Annotated in this window: 18 protein-coding genes and 1 tRNA gene; 15 read left to right on the top strand and 4 right to left on the bottom strand. The window is 36.8% G+C overall.

Annotated features, from left to right (window positions below):
* Positions 1 to 59: 59 nt before the first annotated feature.
* Entirely contained in the window at positions 60 to 1,301 is a 1,242-nt protein-coding gene (gene rocD, locus IPP64_05245; GenBank protein ID MBL0328823.1) for an ornithine--oxo-acid transaminase, read from the bottom strand.
* Positions 1,302 to 1,466: 165 nt separating this feature from the next.
* Here rocD and IPP64_05240 point away from each other — a divergent pair, with 165 nt between their 5' ends.
* From IPP64_05240 to IPP64_05210, 7 genes are all read left to right on the top strand, one after another.
* On the top strand, positions 1,467 to 2,207 hold the full coding sequence (locus IPP64_05240) for a hypothetical protein (GenBank protein ID MBL0328822.1): 741 nt from the start codon (positions 1,467 to 1,469) through the stop codon (positions 2,205 to 2,207).
* A 229-nt stretch (positions 2,208 to 2,436) separates the two neighbouring features.
* The gene (locus tag IPP64_05235; GenBank protein MBL0328821.1) at positions 2,437 to 3,198 is read left to right on the top strand and encodes a hypothetical protein; all 762 of its coding nucleotides are present in this window, start codon (positions 2,437 to 2,439) and stop codon (positions 3,196 to 3,198) included.
* Positions 3,199 to 3,345: 147 nt separating this feature from the next.
* Complete coding sequence (gene rlmD / locus IPP64_05230; GenBank protein ID MBL0328820.1) at positions 3,346 to 4,779, top strand: 23S rRNA (uracil(1939)-C(5))-methyltransferase RlmD; 1,434 nt, start codon at positions 3,346 to 3,348, stop codon at positions 4,777 to 4,779.
* A 178-nt stretch (positions 4,780 to 4,957) separates the two neighbouring features.
* Positions 4,958 to 7,480, top strand: coding sequence for a carboxypeptidase-like regulatory domain-containing protein (locus IPP64_05225; GenBank protein MBL0328819.1), 2,523 nt, complete (start codon positions 4,958 to 4,960; stop codon positions 7,478 to 7,480).
* A 12-nt stretch (positions 7,481 to 7,492) separates the two neighbouring features.
* Positions 7,493 to 8,077 (top strand): methyltransferase domain-containing protein, encoded by a 585-nt coding sequence (locus tag IPP64_05220; GenBank protein MBL0328818.1) that lies wholly within the window; start codon positions 7,493 to 7,495, stop codon positions 8,075 to 8,077.
* A gap of 52 nt (positions 8,078 to 8,129) precedes the next feature.
* A complete protein-coding gene (locus IPP64_05215) occupies positions 8,130 to 8,645 on the top strand; it encodes a C40 family peptidase (protein ID MBL0328817.1) in 516 nt (171 codons plus the stop codon).
* Positions 8,646 to 8,665: 20 nt separating this feature from the next.
* Complete coding sequence (locus tag IPP64_05210) at positions 8,666 to 9,166, top strand: phosphoribosyltransferase (protein ID MBL0328816.1); 501 nt, start codon at positions 8,666 to 8,668, stop codon at positions 9,164 to 9,166.
* Here the strand turns inward: IPP64_05210 and IPP64_05205 are convergent.
* Genes IPP64_05205 through IPP64_05195 form a run of 3 tightly spaced genes read right to left on the bottom strand, consistent with a single transcriptional unit; the run spans position 9,163 to position 10,157 of the window.
* Positions 9,163 to 9,504 (bottom strand): hypothetical protein, encoded by a 342-nt coding sequence (locus IPP64_05205; protein MBL0328815.1) that lies wholly within the window; start codon positions 9,502 to 9,504, stop codon positions 9,163 to 9,165. The two genes, IPP64_05210 and IPP64_05205, sit on opposite strands and share 4 nt — an antisense overlap.
* Before the next feature lie 25 nt (positions 9,505 to 9,529).
* The gene (locus tag IPP64_05200) at positions 9,530 to 9,679 is read right to left on the bottom strand and encodes a hypothetical protein (protein ID MBL0328814.1); all 150 of its coding nucleotides are present in this window, start codon (positions 9,677 to 9,679) and stop codon (positions 9,530 to 9,532) included.
* Positions 9,639 to 10,157 (bottom strand): hypothetical protein, encoded by a 519-nt coding sequence (locus IPP64_05195; GenBank protein ID MBL0328813.1) that lies wholly within the window; start codon positions 10,155 to 10,157, stop codon positions 9,639 to 9,641. Before IPP64_05195 ends, IPP64_05200 begins: the two co-directional genes overlap by 41 nt.
* 231 nt (positions 10,158 to 10,388) lie before the next feature.
* Here IPP64_05195 and IPP64_05190 point away from each other — a divergent pair.
* From IPP64_05190 to IPP64_05155, 8 genes are all read left to right on the top strand, one after another.
* Positions 10,389 to 10,461, top strand: a tRNA-Lys gene (locus IPP64_05190).
* A gap of 441 nt (positions 10,462 to 10,902) precedes the next feature.
* On the top strand, positions 10,903 to 13,281 hold the full coding sequence (locus IPP64_05185) for a TonB-dependent receptor (GenBank protein MBL0328812.1): 2,379 nt from the start codon (positions 10,903 to 10,905) through the stop codon (positions 13,279 to 13,281).
* A 2-nt stretch (positions 13,282 to 13,283) separates the two neighbouring features.
* A complete protein-coding gene (locus tag IPP64_05180; GenBank protein ID MBL0328811.1) occupies positions 13,284 to 13,862 on the top strand; it encodes an NAD(P)H-dependent oxidoreductase in 579 nt (192 codons plus the stop codon).
* 27 nt (positions 13,863 to 13,889) lie between these two features.
* The gene (locus tag IPP64_05175) at positions 13,890 to 14,912 is read left to right on the top strand and encodes a sensor histidine kinase (GenBank protein MBL0328810.1); all 1,023 of its coding nucleotides are present in this window, start codon (positions 13,890 to 13,892) and stop codon (positions 14,910 to 14,912) included.
* Positions 14,909 to 15,664: a response regulator transcription factor gene (locus tag IPP64_05170; protein ID MBL0328809.1), complete on the top strand. Its 756-nt coding sequence runs from the start codon at positions 14,909 to 14,911 to the stop codon at positions 15,662 to 15,664. Before IPP64_05175 ends, IPP64_05170 begins: the two co-directional genes overlap by 4 nt.
* Before the next feature lie 53 nt (positions 15,665 to 15,717).
* On the top strand, positions 15,718 to 17,046 hold the full coding sequence (locus IPP64_05165; GenBank protein MBL0328808.1) for a DEAD/DEAH box helicase: 1,329 nt from the start codon (positions 15,718 to 15,720) through the stop codon (positions 17,044 to 17,046).
* A gap of 8 nt (positions 17,047 to 17,054) precedes the next feature.
* Positions 17,055 to 17,276, top strand: coding sequence for a DUF2132 domain-containing protein (locus tag IPP64_05160; GenBank protein ID MBL0328807.1), 222 nt, complete (start codon positions 17,055 to 17,057; stop codon positions 17,274 to 17,276).
* Positions 17,277 to 17,456: 180 nt separating this feature from the next.
* Positions 17,457 to 21,908, top strand: a complete 4,452-nt coding sequence (locus IPP64_05155) for a hypothetical protein (GenBank protein ID MBL0328806.1) — start codon at positions 17,457 to 17,459, stop codon at positions 21,906 to 21,908.
* Positions 21,909 to 21,978: the final 70 nt, after the last annotated feature.

The following is a 21,978-nucleotide window of genomic DNA, read 5'->3' as shown; positions in this document are numbered from 1 at the left end:
TTATTCATAAAAAAAGCCCCGTAATACATACGAGGCTTTTTAATTTATTGTTTATAGGATTAAAACATCTTCACCACTTTTCTAATAATACTTACACATTCCATCAACTGTTCTTCAGTTATCACTAATGGAGGCGCAAAACGAATAATATCGCCATGTGTAGGTTTCGCTAACAATCCGTTTTTCATCATTTCAATGCAAACATCCCAAGCGTCTTTTCCATTGCGTTCATTAATCACCATCGCACAAAACAATCCTTTTCCTCGCACCAATCTCACCAATTCCGGATTTTCTGCTTGAATCTTTTTCAATTCGGCTAACAACAATTTTCCTAATCGTTCTGAATTTTCGGATAGTTTCTCTTCTTTCAAAACAGTCAATGCTGCTATTCCAACCTTACATGCCAGTGGATTTCCTCCGTAGGTGGAACCATGTTGTCCGGGCTTGATGCACAACATCACTTCATCGCTTGTTAATACGGCAGAAACGGGATACGTTCCACCGGACAATGCTTTTCCTAATATCAAAATATCGGGATGCACTCCATCGTGGTCGCAAGCCAATAGCTTTCCGGTTCTTCCCAATCCGGATTGAATTTCATCTGCAATAAACAATACATTGTTTGCTTTACACAAATCATAGCATTTTTTCAAATAACCTTCATCGGGCACCACCACTCCAGCTTCGCCTTGTACCGGCTCAATTAGAAATCCGGCTACCGTTTTATCTTTTAACAATTCTGCCAACGCTGCCACGTTGTTGTATTCTACGGATAGAATTCCGGGTGTAAACGGTCCGAAATTTTTACGCGCATCTTCATCATTACTTGCCGAAACGATAGAAATGGTGCGACCATGGAAATTGTTTTGACAAACAATAATCTTTGCTTCGTTTGCCGGTACGCCTTTTTTCTCATATGCCCATTTACGTGCAAGTTTTAATGCCGTTTCTACGCCTTCGGCTCCTGTATTCATTGGCAATACTTTATCAAAACCGAAATAAGAAGTGATAAATTTTGCATATTCTCCCAACGAATCGTTATAAAATGCACGAGACGTAAGGGTTAATTTTTGAGCTTGTTCAATGAGGACAGAAATAATTTTAGGATGACAATGTCCTTGGTTTACGGCACTATATGCTGCAAGAAAATCAAAGTATTGTTTTCCGTTAACATCCCACACATACACACCTTCTCCACGCTCCAAAACCACCGGTAACGGATGGTAGTTGTGAGCTCCGTATTTTTCCTCTAATTCGATTGCTTTTTGTGCGCTAATTTTATTTTCTGACATTGTTTCCATACGATTCATAAATTACTATACAAATTTAATGAAAATAACTGTAACTTTATAGAAAGTAAAGTCCGAGTATAATCGTCATTCTGCCTAGCAGCACCCATGACGTTAAAGACCTTAGCAATGCGAGTGTTTAGACTATTTATATTTTTTGCTTGTTTTATTTTTTGCATGAATACCGCATCATCGCAAGAAGTAATAGATAGTATTGCTGAAAAAGCAGAACCTGCCGCTGTAAATACCAACTCCTCCAACTATACCGATTCCGCTGCTACTGAAAAATTCAAAAAAGTTGATGAATACGTTCTGAAACTAAAAAAGAAAAACAAAGCGGTTCCCATTCTTGCAAAAGAAATCACAGCACCTTTTACAACCGAAGAAGAAAAAGTACGGGCATTATTCATCTGGGTAACCAACAACATTGCATACGATTGCGTTACTTACCACAACAAAAAAACACCGAAAGGAAATTTTAGCTATAAAACACCCGAAGAACTTTTAATAAAACTGGATAAATACTATTACAATTATTCGATGCTGGTGGTGAGAAACAAAAAAGGAGTTTGTGATGGTTATGCAATTCTTTTCCGCGAACTTTGCAAAAGTGTAGGCATCGAATGTCAACTTGTGGAAGGCAGAGCAAGCGAGAACAAAGACAAAATAAAAAAACTTCGCAAGAGAAATAGTTTCAGCACCAACCATACCTGGAACAAAGTAAAAATAAATGGCACCTGGTATTATCTGGATGCTACTTGGGCTGCAGGGTATTGCGACAAGCCCGTAAAAAAGTTTTATAAAAAATTTAATGCCTATTATTTTTTAGCATCGGAAGACAATCTGTATTCAACACATGCAGAAAATGTTCGGTTTACCGAAAGAAGAAACAATCCTACCAAACAAGCCGAAGATTAGGTCACTTCGAGTTCGACCAGCGGGAGAGTATCGAGAAGTAGTTGATAGTTATTTTTTCGTTTGTTCTCGATACGTTCCTCCGGAACACTCGAACTGACACTAACACCAAAGTCAATTCGAAAAAGTAACTTTTTCTCGCCCGTATCTTTTTTATAGCACCTCGTTATATTGACACATTCGGCCGAATGAATCAATACTAAACGCTACGAACCCTTTAATCTTTACTGCTATGAAAAAGACCCTATTCATTGGTTTTGTATTCATTTTATTTTTTACAAAACAACAAATCGCTTTCGGCCAAGCCACACTTGATAAAACACTTACCGCTCAAGTGGATGCTGATATACTTGCATTTAAAGAAACCTATACCACCATTCCGGAACTCTCTAAAAAATTAACCACAAAGTATGAAACCGAGGAAGAAAAAGTGAGAGCCATCTTTCGTTGGATGACAAACAACATTGCGTACGATTGTAAAACATTTCACAACAACGGAAAAATAAGAGGACTCGATTCCAAAGATTACAACAATTCAAAAAGTTATTATTATGCTATTGCAGAACATGTGATGAAATCTAAAAAAGGAATTTGCAGCGGATATACCTTTCTGTTTTATGAATTGTGTCGCGCTGCGGGATTAAAATGTTACATCGTAAATGGAATCACGAGTCAACACCCCAAAACAGTAAACTTCTTCCGCAAATTGAACATGTTCAATACCAACCATGCCTGGAATAAAGTAAAAATCGACAATAGCTGGTATTTTATCGATGTGACCTGGGCGAGCGGTTCCTGCAATAGAATGGTCACAAGATTCAAAAAACAATTGGATTCAAACTACTATTTAACACCGGAAAATGAACCTTACGTTACACATGCAGAAGAAAAAACAGAAAGTGCTGATTTCAACGACTATATTGATAATCCGGGATATCCTAACCATCAAAACCGACATCCTTGTCTAAACATTTTTTATTGCACCGACTGGTAAAGACATTCACAAAAAAATGGAATCCAGAACAATAGGAGTGAATTGAAAGGATGATCTAATTTTGCTGCCTCTGTAAGCAAATAAAATCAGCGAAAATCCTGAAAATCCGTTAAATCTGCGTTCCATTTTTTTGTAACTTCGTGCGTTATGAGAAATGCCAATAAAAAACCTTTACCCATACTTGAGAACATTACTGTAATTGATGCCAGCTCTGATGGACAATCTGTTGCCAGAACGGAAGAATATGTCATTTTCATCAAAGGTGCCGTACCCGGAGATATTGTTGATGTACAAGTCACCAGAAAAAAGAGCAAATACAGAGAAGCGACAGCTATTGCTATCAAACAAAAATCAGATAAACGTACGGAACCGATTTGTGAACATTTTGGAACCTGTGGTGGCTGTAAATGGCAAAACATGAGCTACGACTGGCAATTGTTCTACAAACAAAAACAAGTGAGCGATGCCTTAACACGCTTAGCGAAAATTGAATTACCCGAAATACAAAAAATTCTTCCTTCACAAAAAGTGTACAACTACCGCAACAAGCTGGAATTTACATTCTCCAACAAAAAGTGGTTGACGAAAGAACAAGTAAACGACAAAGCACTTTCATTTGGAGATGGTGCAGGAGAAGTTTCCCGCAATGCACTTGGATTTCACATTCCAGGCATGTTTGATAAAATTTTAGACATCAACACCTGCCATCTGCAAGAAGAACCTTCCAATGCAATACGCAATGAAATAAGGAAGTATGCGCTTGCAAACAACCTTTCTTTCTTCGATTTAAGAGAGCAAATCGGGTTTTTAAGAAACATCATCATCCGCAGTACTTCTACCGGTGAATGGATGCTGATTGTTGCATTTCATTATGACGACAAAGTAGAAATCCCTAAATTATTAGATCACATAGCCAACCAATTTCCGCAAATCACGTCCTTACAATATGTGATTAATTCTAAAAGAAATGATACAATCGGAGATTTGGATATTCTCGTATATAAAGGAAATGATAGTATTTACGAAAACATGGAAGGCCTAAAATTTAAAATTGGCCCGAAAAGTTTTTATCAAACCAACTCTGATCAAGCGTATGAATTGTACAAAGTAACACGTGAATTTGCTGCAATCAAAAACACAGATGTTGTTTACGATTTATATACCGGTACCGGAACCATCGCCAACTTTGTTGCCCATCAAGCAAAAAAAGTGGTTGGTGTAGAATATGTTCCGGCTGCAATTGAGGATGCAAAAATAAATTCCGAATTAAACAAAATCTCCAATACGGTGTTTTATGCCGGAGACATGAAGGATGTGTTGAACAACGAATTTATTAATGAAAACGGTAAGCCGGATGTGATCATTACCGATCCTCCAAGAGCCGGAATGCATGAAGATGTAACAAAAAAAATATTAGAGATAGAACCCAACAGAATCGTTTATGTCAGCTGCAACCCTTCTACTCAGGCACGAGACCTACAACTATTGGATTCAAAATACAAAGTAATAAAAGTACAACCGGTTGACATGTTCCCACAAACACATCACGTTGAAAACGTTGTGCTTTTGGAACTGAAATAGGTGAGTAAGTAACTAGGTGACTAGGTAACTAAGCTCTTGGATAATGGGATGATAGCGTTATAATGTGATAAAGTTGTATCGGAAATAAAAAATTGAAAACTAAAAATATTAATTACAAAGAAATCCATTTCCCTCTTGATCCCGATAGCTATCGGAAGTGTTAGGGCTGTGTTTACGAATGACTATTAAAAAACTACTATATCTTTTACTCTTTCTCTTGTTCAGCTATGCATCAATGGCTCAGCAACCCACCGTTATTAGCGGGCATGTTTCTGAAATTGGAACCAACAGCGGAATCCCTTTTGTAAACATCTATTTCAAAGGAACATTAATTGGAACGGTCACCGATTTTGATGGTAATTATTCAATCACCACAACTACTCCCAAAGATTCAATTTATGTGTCGCTCATCGGATATAAATCAAAAGCGAAAAAAGTAGAAAAAGGGAAAGTACAAGAAATCAATTTTCAATTAAGTCCGGAAGCCCTTAACCTCAACACCATTGAAATTCGTCCGGGCATCAATCCTGCCTTGCGCATCATCCGGAATGCACAATTGAACAAAGCGAAATACGATCGAGATAACTTAACTGCCATTCAATACATCAGCTATACCAAACAAGAAGCAGATGTGGATAATATCACTCCGAAAATGCGCAGATGGAAGTTATTCCGACCCTTCGCTGCCATGTGGGACAGTTTGGATTTAATCGTTGGCGAAGAAAGTAAAGCAAACCTTCCCGTAATGATGAGCGAAGTGATTTCAGATATCTACTCCTACAAAGAAGCAGAAAGAAGACACGAAGATGTTGCTGCGGTAAAAATTAAATTTGTGGGAATGAAAGATGGAAGCGCTGTTTCTCAGCTTACAGGAACAGATTTTCAAAACTACAACTTCTGCAAAAACAGTGTCGCCATTCAAGGAAAAGACATCCTCTCTCCTATTGCAGAAAATGCAATGCTCTTCTATAATTACATTTTGGTGGATAGCGTTTTTATCGACAGCATGAAATGTTATAAAATTGATTGTCATCCTAAAAACAAAAAAGATTTAGCCTATACCGGATTTGTTTGGATTACGGATACCACATTTGCTATCAAACAATTGGATTTAGGTATTATTTTGGATGTGAATGTGAATTGGATCGATCATGCGAGAATTCAACAAGTATTAATTCCAACCGAAGCCGGACCATGGGTGCCTGCTCAAACCAGAACGCTGGTTGATTACACCACACTCACCGATAAGTTTGTAAGTATGGTGGTGAAAACCTACAACTCCAACCAAAATTTTGTGGTGAATAAACCTAAAGAAGCAGACTTTTATAAATCACGAATTACCTACGCGGAGAGCGCATTAACGAAAGATACGGCTTGGTGGGGAGAAAACCGACATGAACCGTTAACGAAATTGGAAAACAAATCGTACGACATGATTGACACCGTGCGGAACATTCCATTTATCCGTAAAGGAGTAAACATTTTATACTTTTTATTTTCCGGCTACAAAGACATCGGACCAGTTGACATTGGACATTACATCAATGTATATGGATACAATGCATACGAAGGAACACGTTTGCGTTTGGGATTCAGAACCAATCAAAAATTCAGCGACACCTGGATCATCAGAGGATATGGAGCATACGGATTTAAAGACGAAGGATTTAAGTACAACCTTCAACTAGAAAAAATTCTAACACGTTATCCTTGGAGCAAAGCCGGTATTCAATACCGTGATGATATTGATCAGATCGGAACCAACTTCAATTATTCAAACAACATGAACCTGGGACAAGCGCCCAACAACTTAAACAACACCTTTGCACAAATTGGGAACATTTCAAAATTGGTTCGTAAACAAGAAGCACGCATCTGGTACGAAAAAGATTTTAATCCAGGCATCAATACAAAAATCACCTTTCAAAACATCCGCACCAACCCGTTGTTTCCAATTAATTTTGGCGACCAGTTTAATATTTTTCAAACACGAAAATATTCCATCACGGAGGTATTAATCGACACCCGCTTCTCTGTAAAAGAACGTTTTGTACAAAACGGAACAGAACGCATCAGCTTTGGAAACAACAAATCACCCATCATCACCTTCAACTATACACTCGGTTTAAAAAATGTATTTGCCAGCGATTTTGAATATCACAAAGCAAGCATCTCCTTCTCTAACCGCTTTCGGATGGCTACCTTGGGCTATTCGCAAGTGTATTTAAGAGCTGGAAAAGTATTTTCTAAAATACCGTATACCTTACTTGAAATTCCTCGTGGAAATGAAAATGTATTTTATGGAAATAACATTTTCAATCAAATGAATTATTTTGAATTTGTTAGTGATCAATTTATCGAAGCATTTTGGCAGCACCATTTAAACGGACTTATCTTTAACCGAATTCCATTTATCAAAGATTATAACTTCCGTGAAATTGTAGGAATCAACATGGTGTATGGAACGCTGAGCCAACGAAACAAAAATTTCAACAGCAACAACACGTTCACCGTAATGGACGATGTACCTTATTTTGAAGTTGATTTAGGAGTTGAAAACATTTTAGACATCATTCGCATCGATTTTCTATACCGCTTAACTTATAACGATGATTTTTACAAAAAAGAATATGAACTGGCCAACCCTGGGAATCGAATCAACAATTGGGGAGTAAAAATCGGATTGCAATTTTCATTTTAATATTTTAATAGTATGCTAGATTTAACAAAAGAATATTGGACCTCCCGTTATACTGAAAATGATACCGGCTGGGATTTAGGAGAAATCTCCACTCCACTCAAAGAATACATTGATCAACTCACGGATAAAAGCATTTCAATTTTAATTCCGGGAGCGGGCAATTCTTACGAAGCAGAATATCTTTTCAAAAACGGTTTTAAGAATGTAACCATCATTGATCTTTCAGAAGAACCACTTAAAAATATTCAAAAACGCATTCCTGATTTTCCAAAAGAAAACTTAATTGTAGGCGATTTTTTTGAACACCACAACCACTATGATTTAATTTTAGAACAAACATTTTTTTGTGCCATCAATCCATCTTTGCGACAAGCGTATGCAAAAAAGATGCATGAATTACTCAACAACAAAGGAAAACTGGTAGGTGTTCTATTTAATGATGTTTTAAACATCGACAAACCGCCTTTTGGAGGAAACAAAGAAGAATATATTTCCTATTTCAATCCCTATTTTCATTTCAAAACATTCGACAGTTGCTACAATTCAATTAAACCAAGGGCAAACAGAGAATTGTTTATTCATTTTGAGAAAAAATAAACACGACACCAGATTTCTCTCCTTTTTTTAAATTTCGTATCTTCGCACAACGATGAAGTTGCGAATTCTCATACTATTATTTTTAGTTCCGTTTTTAGTTGCTGCCCAGCCCAAAAAAGCAAAGCAAACAACCAAAAGCAAACCTCAAAAACCAAGCATAGAAGCCTTCTATGCCTCGCATCAGCTTGCTCCGGATTCTGCATGCAGCCCTTACCTGTATTATCAAGTTTACGATTGGGTAGGAACCAAATACAAATATTCAGGCCGTACAAAAAAAGGGATCGATTGTTCCGGTTTTGTGAGTACCATGTATAAAAATACGTATTGCATCGACTTAATGGGAGGCTCCAAAGATCTTTGGCCCATTGTAAAACCGGTAGAAAAAAACGACTTAATCGAAGGCGACATTTTATTTTTCAAAATCAAGAAAGGGCAAATTTCTCATGTTGGTGTTTATTTGGGGAATAACAAATTTGCACATGCTTCCGTTCATTCAGGAGTTATCATCAGCGATTTGAACGAAGACTATTATAAAAAATACTTTTTTAAAGGCGGACGGATTCAATAAGCAAAAAGGAAATTAATACTATGGGCAAAACACTAATCTTGAACGGCAAACAAATTGAGCAAAAGATCAATCGAATTGCCTATGAAATATACGAGAACAACCATTCTGAAAAAGAGATTATCATCGCTGGAATTTCTGACAACGGCTATATTTTTGCAAAACGATTGGCAAGTGTTGTAGAAAAAATTTCTTCTATTAAAATAAAATTGATTGAGATTAAAATCGATAAAGAAAATCCGCTTGCGAAAGAAATAAAAATTTCATTGTCGGACAAAGAATTAAAAAACAAAGTCATTATTCTGGCTGATGATGTTTTAAACTCAGGCAAAACGCTCATTTTTGGTGCGAAGCCGTTTTTAATTGCTCCGGTAAAACGATTAACAACGGTTGTTTTAGTCGACAGAGGTCATAACCGCTATCCAATAAAAGCGGATTTTGTAGGATTATCCTTATCCACCACTTTGCAGGAACACATTACTGTTGATTTGAAGAAAGGTAAAGAGTCGGTTTATTTGAGTTAAACCCCAACTTGCTCTTTCACAAAAGCTGCCAATTCCTTTACATTTAAGTCTTTGCCTTTTACGATATATTGTGCTTGGTGGTAGATGTCTTCTCTTTTTTCCAATTGTCGATTCACAAATTCTCTCAATTGCTTTTCATCTTTATTCAAGATGAGTGGACGCTTTTCTTTTGCGTTCATCAATCGATTGACAAGTGAATCAGCGCTCATTTTTAAATAAACGGTTGCACCGCTGTTGTTCATCAACTCCATATTATTGTAATAACAAGGAGTTCCGCCACCGCAGGCAACAATAACATTCTCTTTCTCAATTACTTTTTTCAAAGCATTGTGTTCCATTGCTCTGAACTCCTTTTCACCTTTGTTATGCGAAAATTTCAGGAATGGTCATTTTGTATTCTTGCTCAATAAATTTATCCAAATCAATAAATTCGTACCCCAATTGGGTTGCCAAGGTTTTACCGGCAGAAGATTTACCACTGCCCATGTATCCGGTTAAAAATATTTTTGCCATTAGTTTGGAGTATTAGTGGAAAATCAATTTCAGACTTTCCGTAATTAATAGAACTCAATTTATTTTTTTCGAAATAAAAATCAATGTTTACTTCATCAAACGTTAATCGTTTTTCACCCCATTCGTGCACTTCTGTTTCGAAGTTGGTTATGCCTTTGCTTTTAAATAAATCAATAATCTGTTTTTCGGTGAAGGAGAATATCTTTTGTCCCCACAAAACCACATCTTCATTGTCAATTTCCACACAACAAAAAATTTGTTCGTTGTGTTCATCAAAAAACAGAGAAAATCCCTGTTCCCAATAATGCCATACGGTAGATTGACTGTCTTCAATATCATCCAAAAACTCATTTTCTTCCGCTTTACCGAAAACTTTTTCAGCATCCGCCATGGATGCTCCAAAAAGCAAATCAGACAGGCCCAGAATAGGTTTTATTTCCAAATGCAAACTCAAGGTGAATATCGATAGGTTATACACAATTATACCACTTTTTTACGACATATCCACTTCTGTCGGCTATAAGATTTAATCTTTTACAGACCAATGATTCGGTTTCGAAAACAGATTGAAATGCGCTGAAAATCAGGCAGAAAGAAAATAGTTCAGTTTTTATTTAAAAAGGCTTTGCAAAATTAAATAATGCATCTATATTTGCACTCCCAAAAACAAACATTCTGGTTTTGGGGACTACAATGAAAGTGTAGATTAGATTCCGTAGCTCAGCTGGTAGAGCATTACACTTTTAATGTAGGGGTCCTGGGTTCGAATCCCAGCGGGATCACATAAGATCTCAAACCCAAGCCTTTTCGGCTTGGGTTTTTTTATTTATATGCGTCAAAAGCTCGCTTTTGTAAGTAATATAAATAAAAAAACTTCGCTCCTTCAAGAGGAGCGGGTTTGAGATATCGCACACGACAAGCTGGGAACAGCGAAGCTAATCCCAGCGGGATCACTGTAAGGTCCTAAAGCCTCTCCGCAAGGAGGGGCTTTTTTATTTTCTGATGCGTTGAATACTTTCATTCATAAGTATCAGAAAATAAAAAAGACATAGAACGCAAAGCGTTCAGGCTTTAGATATTGGACCATTGATTTTATTGGGAACATGAAATAATCCCAGCGGGATTCTACAGCATACAACTCAACCTCCAAAATCAACAACTCACCCATTTTATACTTTTGCAGGTGCTCAGTCTCCTTTACTATTGCATAAAAAACATCAAAAATGAAAAAAACAGTCCTATTCTCACTTCTGATCTGCCTTTTCCTTTCCATCGGTAATAGTGCAGCACAAACGCCAACACAAACCATCAAAGGTGTTGTAATTGATAAACAATCCCAAGCAACAATCCCGGGCGTTAACATTGTTATCATGAATTCTGATCCGCTCAAGGGTGTGAGCACCGACATGGACGGACATTTTAAAATAACGGAAGTAAAACCGGGTAGATACGACTTGAAAGTAACTTATTTAGGTTACAAAGAAATTGTCATCCCCAATGTTGTTGTTACTGCCGGCAAAGAAGTAAGCTTGGATGTAGCCTTAGAAGAAAATGTAAACTCCTTGAAGGAAATTGTGATTTCAGGAACCAAAAAGAATGAAACCAACAATGAAATGTCGACCATCAGCGCACGCTCCTTTTCTATGGAAGAAGTAAATCGTTATGCAGGTGGACGTTCCGACCCTTCACGTTTAGCAGCCAACTTTGCCGGAGTAAGTAGTCCGGATGACTCCCGCAACGACATCGTTATTCGAGGCAACTCACCAACCGGAGTATTATGGAGAATTGAAGGATTAAATGTACCCAATCCAAATCACTTTTCAACTGTGGGAACCACAGGTGGTCCCGTAAGTGCCATCAATACAAACGTTTTAAAAAACTCTGATTTCTTTACCTCTGCTTTCCCATCCGAATATGGAAATGCAAATGCAGGTGTTTTCGACTTAGGATTCAGATCAGGGAATGCCGACAAACGCGAACATACCATTCAATTTGGTGCGTTAACCGGACTTGAAGCAATGACCGAAGGACCAATCAACAAATCGAAAGGTTCATCGTATTTGTTTGCTTACCGCTATTCGTTCACCGGCTTCGCACAAGCATTAGGAATTCCTGTTGGAACAACGGCAACACCATTCTATCAAGATTTATCATTTAAAATTAATAGTGGAAATACAAAACTTGGAAAATTTACCCTCTTTGGATTAGGTGGTGTGAGTAAAATCGAATTCCTGCATAATAAAATTGATAGCACCGATCTTTTTGCTGACCCAACAACTGACAGTTATTTTACAAGTGACATTGGCGTAGTCGGATTAAAACATTTTATTCGCTTAGGAGCAAAATCATACATGAGTACCGTTATCGGATCGACTTATGCAGCCTCTAATTTTAATTTGGATACCATTTCTATCTCCGATGAAACACCATCACGCACACTTGAAAATAAAACCACACGTATTCATTATTCCGCAAACACCTCCTTCAATTCAAAAATAAATTCAAAATTATTTATCAAGATTGGTGCAATGGCAGAAATCATGAACTTGAATTTGTTTTACAGAAATAAAGAATCGAATGGCAGCTGGAATCAAATCTGGGATTACAATGATTACACAACATTGGTGCAAGGATATGCGCATGCAAAATACAATTTCACCGACAAACTTACCTTAAATGCAGGTGTTCATGCACAAATGTTAACGCTTAACAACGCAACCTCTGTTGAACCACGTGCCGGATTAAAATATCAAGTGAACAATAAAAATGCAATCAGCGTAGGTTATGGAATGCACAGTCAAATGCAACCCACCGATGTTTATTTTTACAGAGAATTAAAAGCAGATGGAACGTATGACCAATCGAACAAAGATTTAGAATTTACAAAGAGTCAACATTTTGTTTTAGGTTATGATGTTTTACCTGCTAAAGATTGGAGAGTAAAACTTGAAGTGTATTACCAAATGTTATCCAACATTCCCGTTACCAATACACCAAGTAGTTTCTCGATGCTGAATGCTGGAGCAAGCTTCAATCCAAACGAACAAGGCTCCTTAAAAAACAAAGGAACAGGCACAAACTACGGAACAGAATTAACAATTGAGAAATTTTTCAGCAGAGGATATTATGGTTTAATTACCGGTACATTATATGAATCAAAATATAAAGGAAGTGATAACATTGAACGAAACACAGCTTTTAACGGAAAATTTGTATACAATGTATTAATCGGTAAAGAATTTAAAGTAGGAAAAGAAAAACGCAACGCCATTAGCTTCGATATTAAAATGACACAAGCTGGAGGAAGATACTATACGCCTGTTGATTTAGTTGCCTCACAAGCGGCTCAGCAAGAAGTATTATCCAATGATTCGCTTGCGTTCTCTGCACGTTACTCCAACTTCTTCCGGTTAGATGTAAAAATGGGCTACACCATGAACAGCAAAAAAAGAAATGTATCTCAGTCTTTGTTTTTTGATATTCAAAATATCACAAACAACAAAAATGTGTTTGCAGAACGTTACAACCCGCAAACCAATAAAATAAATACAGCTTATCAAATTGGGTTCTTCCCGAATTTCACTTATAAAGTACAATTTTAAAGATGAAAAAAATATTAATACTAAACGGACATCCCAATCCTGAAAGCTATTGCAGTGCACTTGCGATGGCCTATAAAAAAGGATCGGAAAAAACAACCAAGGAATTAAAAACAATTGAATTGTCAGAAATCAATTTCAATCCGATTTTAAAACATGGTTATCAAAAACGCACCGAATTAGAACTAGACTTATTCGCTGCATGGCAAAAAATTGAATGGGCAGACCACATCGTAATCATCACCCCTATTTGGTGGGGAGGAATTCCTGCAGGATTAAAAGGTTTTTTCGACAGAGTATTCTTGCCCGGAATGGCATTTCAATATAGAGAAAATTCAGTGTTTTGGGATAAACTCTTAACCGGAAAAACTGCCCACATCATTAGCACCATGGATACACCCAACTGGTACTACAAATTGATTTACGGAAATGCAGGGATCAAACAATTAAAAAACAACATCCTGGAATTCTGTGGAATAAAGGTTGTAAAAACAACAGCCATCACACCCATGAGAAATTCTACAGAAGCATTTCGAAAAAAATGGCTAACTCAAATTGAAAACGATGGCTATAAATTAAAATAAGAAGAGATTAATTGTTAAATTTATACCATGCGTACAAAGAAAAGTAGATTTATTTACATGATCATTGCGGGAATAGGAATTTCGATGCTCCTGCATTTGATTATTCCTTTCCCGGATGAAAATCACAGTAAATTTTTCGATTTTTTAATTTCCATCTTTATTACCATCATGGCATGGGAGGGAAATTTACGTATCGACAATTGGATGAATCAAAAATTTCCTTGGGTTGAAAAACCAGGCAAAAGGATTCTTGTACACTTTCCTACCAGTGTCATTTTTAGTTCTGCGGCCATATACATCCCAATGTATTTCTTCAACATCTACATCTGCCATGCCGATGCAGCCGAGACCGATAAAACATTTATGGTCACCACCATTGTTATTGGAACGTTGGTATCCGTTATCATTTTGTCGATAGAAATAAGTACCCAGTTCTTTAACCAATGGAAACAATCCATGATTGAAGCTGAAAAATATAAAACAGAAAGTGTAGAAGCACAATTACAAAATTTAAAAAATCAAATCAACCCACATTTTTTGTTTAACAACATGAGTGTGCTATCTTCGTTGGTTTACAAAGACCAGGACAAGGCCGTTGACTTTATCAATCAATTATCAAAAGTCTACCGATACTTGTTAGACAATCGTAATAATGAGTTGGTTTCGTTGGAAAATGAGTTGGCATTTATCAAATCGTATATTTATTTGCTTCAAATCCGATTTGATAAAAACATCATCTTCCATCTAACCATCGAAGAGCAAAAACGCTCCCTACTCATTCCACCAATGGCAATTCAGATGTTGATCGAAAATGCGATTAAACACAATGAAATTTCTGAAGCCTTGCCATTGACAATTTCTATTCAAACAGTAGAAAACAAAATTGTTGTCATCAACAACTTGCAGCTTCGAACCAATCCGGAAGTGAGCTCAAAATCCGGACTTCAAAACATCAAGGACAGATATCACTTTTATACAGATCGATCAATAGAAATCATTCAAGATAATCAATCATTTATCGTGAAACTACCACTGCTAAACGCGCAATGAAGGCCATCATCATAGAAGACGAAAAGCTCTCCGCTGAGCATTTAATGCATCTTTTGAAAAAAATTGATGCCTCCATCACCGTTGTTGACACCTTTGATACCGTAAAAAAAAGCGTAGATGCATTAAAAAATGGAGTCCCTGCCGACTTGCTTTTTGTTGATGTTCATTTAGCAGACGGAATCAGTTTTGATATTTTTTCAAAAATTTCTATTGACACGCCTGTTATTTTCACAACAGCCTATGATGAATATGCTATAAAAGCATTTACACTGAACAGTGTCGATTATTTATTAAAGCCAATTGGCATTGATGATTTAAAAAGAGCCTTGGAAAAATTTAAAAAATTAAATCAACCTATACAATCAAACACAATCCAACAAGTAGGTGAGAGTTATCATACCGAAGCAAAACAACACAAAAACAGGTTTATGGTAAAAATGGGAGATGTGATTTCATCGGTTAAAACGGATGAAATCTCCTGTTTCGTTTCGGAAGATGGAATGGTTTTACTCATCACTACTTCCGGCAAAAAATATGTTATTGATTATACACTCGATAATTTAGAATCATTAATCGACTCAGACACGTTCTTTAGAATTAACCGAAAGGTGATTATTCACATCAATAGTATCCAAAAAATCAGTACGTATTTTAACAGCAGACTTAAACTCAGTTTTCCTTCTTTGTCGGAAGACGACTCTATTGTAAGTAGAGAACGTGTCAACGATTTCAAAAAGTGGCTGGATAAATAAAATCGCTTAAAAATCCCCATAAATTGAGTACCTTCGCGGAAAATAATATAACCGTGAGCTTCGACCAACTTAATCTCGACAAACCATTAATAAATGCCCTGAATGACTTAGGCTATGTACAACCTACGCCCATTCAGGAAAAAGCATTTTCACTGATTATGTCCGGGAAAGACATTGTCGGGATTGCTCAAACCGGAACAGGTAAAACATTTGCTTACCTCCTACCGATTTTACGTCAGTTAAAATACTCTGACCAAAAGCATCCTCGCGTATTAATCATTGTTCCAACACGCGAATTGGTGCTACAAATCGTAAAAGAAATAGAAAAACTATGTACGTATAAAAGCATTCGTTTTTTGGCAGTATATGGTGGAACGAATATCAATACTCAAAAACAATTGGTCTATAATGGCTCTGATATTATCGTTGCTACACCCGGCCGATTAGTTGATTTGGCGTTAACGGGTATCCTTCGTTTAAAAGATATCAAACAACTTGTTATTGATGAAGTAGATCAGATGTTGAGCTTAGGCTTCCGTCAACCTTTATTAAGCTTCCTGGAGACATTGCCAGCAAAACGTCAAAACTTGATGTTTTCTGCAACTATGAACGAAGAAATTGAACAAGTGATTTCTAAATATTTCTATGAACCTGAAAAAATCGAAGTGGCTCCTCACGGAACTCCTTTAGAACAAATTATTCAGCTTTGTTACCATGTTCCAAATTTCAATACCAAAGTTAATTTACTTGATTATTTATTAAGAACAGATTCAGAACTTAGTAAAGTACTTGTGTTTGTTTCAACAAAAAAATTAGCAGACAATCTCTTTGAACAACTGAAAAACAAATTCACAGATGATGTTGCGGTCATCCATTCCAATTTAGCTCAAACAGCGCGTATCAATTCATTGCGACAATTCCATGAAGGCACAAAACGCGTATTAATTGCAACCGACATTCTTGCACGTGGATTAGACATCTCCGATGTAACACACGTTATCAATTTTGATACTCCGGAAACTCCTGAAGATTATATTCACAGAATTGGTAGAACAGGACGTGCAAACAAAGCAGGAACGGCCATCACTTTTATCAATGAAGCCGAACAAGAATACCAAGTAGAGATTGAAAGAGTAATGAACAAAGCGATTCCATACGAATCGATTCCGGAAGATGTGGTGATTTCAAAAATGCTTACGGATGATGAAACACCAAAAATGATTGACAAAATCAAGCAGAAAAAAGGAAAAGACAAACATGTTCCCGGACCTGCTTTCCACGAAAAGAAGGAAAAAAATAAGAAAGTAAACCTTGGCGGCCCAGGAAGAAAAGAAAAACTCAAAGGAAAAGACGCCAAAATCAGAACCTTTAGAAGAAATTAAGTGGTTTCATGGAATCTCAGAAGCAAAAAGACCCGTTGCATGGCAAAACCCTTGAAATGATTCTTAATCATTTGGTTAACTATTATGGTTGGGAAAACTTAGCCTACCATATCGACATCAACTGCTTTAAAAAAGACCCCAGCATCAAATCCAGCTTAAAATTCCTCCGAACCACTCCGTGGGCACGTAAAAAGGTGGAAGACCTCTATATATCTATATTAGAAGACTAAAATTTAGGATTAAAGGATTTGGGATTTAGGAATGAAATTCATTGACTTACCCTTTAAACCCTTTATAGATCCTTACAATTCCACATTCCTTAATATATAAATCCTAAATTTTTCATTCCATTTATGGAATCTTAAAACCTCCTGCATCTTATTGGCGAAAAGAAATTAAAATCTATAGCCATGAGAAATATAAAAATCAACAGAATTGTGCCAATCGCTGGAATTAGTCTAGCCATGTTGGCAATGGTAGCCTGGATCACACCAAGCAATTATTACCAATTAGCAATGGATAATGAATTTATCCGTTCCATAAAAACAAAACTAAGCGCTTATCAACAAAAACTACCGGAAGATCGGTTATATGTTCAGTTCGATAAGCCTTTTTATGAACCGGGAGATAATATCTGGTTTGCCACTTTTGTTCGTGATGGACAGACAATGAAAGCTTCAAATAAAAGTGACATTGTGCATGTTGAATTTTTAAATCCCAAAGGCACCATTGAAAAAAGCATCAACATCATTGCAAAAAATGGCGTTGCTGCAGGTGATTTTGTATTAGATGCAGAAGCTCTTGGCGGAATTTATAAAGTTAGAGCCTATACCAATTGGATGAAAAATGAAGGAAATGACAACGTTTTCGAAAAAGAAGTACAAGTTCAAGATGTTGTTCTTCCCAATTTAAAAATGAAATTGGATTTCGAGAAAAAAGCATTTGGAGCAGGTGATGAAGTAATTGCAAAACTTGAGTTAAATACCAACGAAAATAAACCACTTAGCAATTACAAAATTAAATTTGTTGCCAACTTAAACGGACAACAAATTGTAGCAAAAGCAGATGAAACAGATGAAAATGGAATGCGTTACATCAAATTCGACCTTCCAAAAGAATTAAAAACAAATGACGGGCTTTTAAATGTCATGATCGATTACAATGGCTTAACAGAAAGCATCTCCCGCTCTATTCCTATCCTATTAAATAAAATAAAATTTACGGCATTTCCTGAAGGTGGTGATTTAGTTACCGGATTAGAAAGCAATGTCGCTTTCCGCGCCTTAAATGAATTTGATAAAGCTGCAGACATTGAAGGAATCGTCATCAACGAAAAAGGGACAGAGGTTGCGTCACTTACTAGTTTTCACATGGGTATGGGATCATTCAAATTTACTCCACAGCCGAATGAAAAATATTCTGTAAAAATAACAAAACCGGAAGGCATCTCCGAAACATTTGCATTACCAAAACCAATGGAACGCGGTTATGTAATGAATGTTGACAATTCTAAACCGGGAGAATTAACAGTAAACGTCAACACCAGCGAAACCGAAACCTTGTCGCTTATTGCACAAGTGAGAGGAAAAATATATTATTCAACAGAAATTGTTACAAAAAAAGGAAGCAATAAAATTGTTTTCCCTACAAGTAATTTTCCAATTGGTGTTTCACAAATCACCTTATTCGATTCAAAAGATGTTCCGCGTGCTGAACGTTTAGCGTTTGTAAATAAAGACAAACAACTAACAATTGCTGTGGAAACAGATAAGGAAAAATACCTTCCAAGAGAAAAAGTAAAAATGACGGTTACAGTAAAAGATGAACGTGGCATCCCTATGCCTGCAAACCTTTCCATGTCTGTTGTAAACGATCAATTAATTTCATTTGCGGACGACAAATCAGGAAACATTTTATCTCAACTTTTATTGCAACAAGATATTAAAGAAAAGGTAGAAGAACCTGCATTCTATTTCAACGAAAAAGAACCAAAAGCAGACAAAGCATTGGATTATCTTTTATTGACTGCAGGATGGAGAAGATTCACATGGGAGAAATTAATGAACGATAACATTCCTGCTGTAGCATACTTGGGAGAAAGAGCCATTATTTCCGGAACTGTTATCGATGCATCAACAGGGAAAGTGTTGACCAATGCAAAAATAAAAATCAACAACGGAAGTGAATATGAAACAGATGAAAATGGAAAATTTATTTTTAACAAAGTAGACTTATCCTCACCGGTTACATTAACTTATTCCGCATCCGGATATTCCCCACAATCCCAATATATTCAAAACTATAATCAAGGTATAGTAGCGTATTTATACAACAACAACTACTACAACCAAATGTATAAAACAGTCCCAACATCTACCTCTTCCAGAGTGGATATTGATGAAATGGTAGCGATGCCGGCAGAAGCACGAATGGGAGGATCAGGAGAGAGCGTAAAGTTTCGCGGTGTCCGCAACCTAGAACAGGTTGAAATGAACGCACCAAAAGTAAAAGAGAAAAACAATAAAAAAAGTAAAAGTGTTGAATCGTTTGCAGCTCAAGTTGGTCCCAAAGACGATGCTAATAAACCAATGGCAGAAAATAAACGAGACAAAAACCAACTAGCAGATATAATGGTTGCTTCAAAATCTATTGATGCTCGTTCGGCAAGATTCGCAGCACTCGACTCAGAACAAGAAGATCAACAACAACAAAACATCCAAACGTACTACCGTGCGCGCCAGTTTGCTGCGCCAGTATACGACAAGAACGAAACTGTAGAAACAAGAACTGATTTCAGAAATACCATCTACTGGAATCCAAATGTAGAAATTGATAAATCAGGGACAAAAACGATTGAGTTTTATGCATCTGACGACATTACCTCTTTCCGCACCACGGTTGAAGGTATTGCTTCTGATGGAACTGTAGGAAGAACAGAAAAGAACTTCTTTACACAATTGCCTTTCGCAATGACCACAAAAATACCGGTTGAAGTTGCAACGGAAGACATTGTTTCCATTCCATTAACTTTAAAAAACAATACAGACAAACCTTTGGGTGGAGCATTAACCATTACCTCTCCTGATGGATTAAAAGCCATTGTAGATGTTCCAACGGCACAAATCATTATGCCAGGAAAAGCAAAAACAATTTATCTGGATTATAAAGTATTGGATAAAATCGGTTATGGAGAATTCACCATTTCATTCCGTGCTTGTGGTTTAGGAGACGCCTTCACACAAAAAATAAAAATCGCTCCGAAAGGATTTCCTGTAACAGCATCCTTTTCAGGACAGGATATGGAAAAGAACTTTTCATTTGAAACCAATAAGGTTGTGAATGGTTCCTTCAAAATGAGCTTCACTGCTTATCCAAATGTTGTTAATGATTTAATGAAAGGTGTGGAAGGAATTTTATCAGAGCCATACGGTTGTTTCGAGCAAACATCGTGTACAGCATACCCAAATGCAATGGTATTGGATTATTTAAAATCAACCGATAGCAAAGATTCAAAAACAATTGCTCGTGCTACTGACTTATTGGACAGAGGATACAAACGCTTAACAACATTCGAAGCGAAAGATAAAGGGTATGAGTGGTTTGGTGCTTCTCCCGCACATGAAGGATTAACAGCTTATGGAATCATGGAATTTGTCGACATGAAAAAAGCAGGTGCGGATGTTGACCAAAAAATGTTGAGTCGCACCGCTGAATGGTTAATGAGTCATAAAGATGGAAAAGGCGGATTCCAAAGAGAAGGTCATGCATACCACGATTTTGGAAGAATCAGCAATGATATCTTGAATGCGTATACTGTTTATGCGTTAGCAGAAGCAGATTATACAGACATCAAAAAAGAATATGAAACGTCTTACAAAAAAGCAATGGAAACAAAAGATCCATATATGCTTGCGATGATGGCCAATGCATCTTACAAATTAAATGAGACAGCAAAAGGAAATGAAGCAATGGATGCATTGATTGCAAAACAAGCAAAAGATGGTAGCTGGACAGGAACAACACATTCCATCACCTATTCACAAGGACAATCCTTAACGATAGAAACAACATCCCTAAGTATTCTTGCTATCCTAAAAACACCAGGAAAGAATGCAAACGCGATGCAAAATGCAGTTAAATATTTGGTAGGAGCTCGCAGTGGTTCAGGAGTATTTAGCAGTACACAAGGTACAATCTTGGCGTTGAAAGCATTAACGGAATATGCTAAATCCAGTAAAAAAGCCAATGAAGATGGAACAGTTGAGGTATATGTGGATGGCAAAAAAGTGGCAGAGAAATCATACAAAGCGGGCGACAAAGGTACAATTGTGATTGAAGGAATGGAAGAGTTTGTGAAAGGTGAAGGGAAACACGATGTAAAAGTAAAATACGTAGGTGTAAAAACGCCACTACCGTATTCAGTTTCTGCAACATGGAACACCACTTTACCGGTTAATGATGCTGTTTGTGCAATTGACTTAAAAACAAAACTGGCTACTAAAACTGCAAATGTTGGAGAAACAGTTCGTATGACCGCAACCATCACAAACAAAAAGAACGAGGAAGTTCCAAGCACCATGGCTATCATTGGAATTCCAGCAGGTTTCACCGTTCAACCTTGGCAGTTAAAAGAATTGCAAGAGAAAAAAGTGTTTGATTATTACGAAATTGTTGGAAATAACATTGCAGTATACTATCGCGGTATGGATGCAAAATCGGTTAAAACAATCAACCTCGACTTAAAAGCAGAAATGCCGGGAGAATACGATGCACCTGCTTCATCCGCATACTTATATTACACCAATGAATTCAAAACCTGGAGTGGAATGGATAAAGTAACAATTAAAAAAGCAACGATTTAAATGTTTTGCAGATTTCTCGTCCTGAAAAGTCTCAGGACGAGGATGCAAAATTTTGTTAAAAAAACAATAA

Source organism: Bacteroidota bacterium, assembly GCA_016722565.1.
In the GTDB taxonomy this organism is placed as follows: Bacteria; Bacteroidota; Bacteroidia; order 2-12-FULL-35-15; family 2-12-FULL-35-15; genus 2-12-FULL-35-15.
Note: the sequence above shows the minus strand (reverse complement) of the source record. Positions and strands in the feature narration are given on the sequence as shown.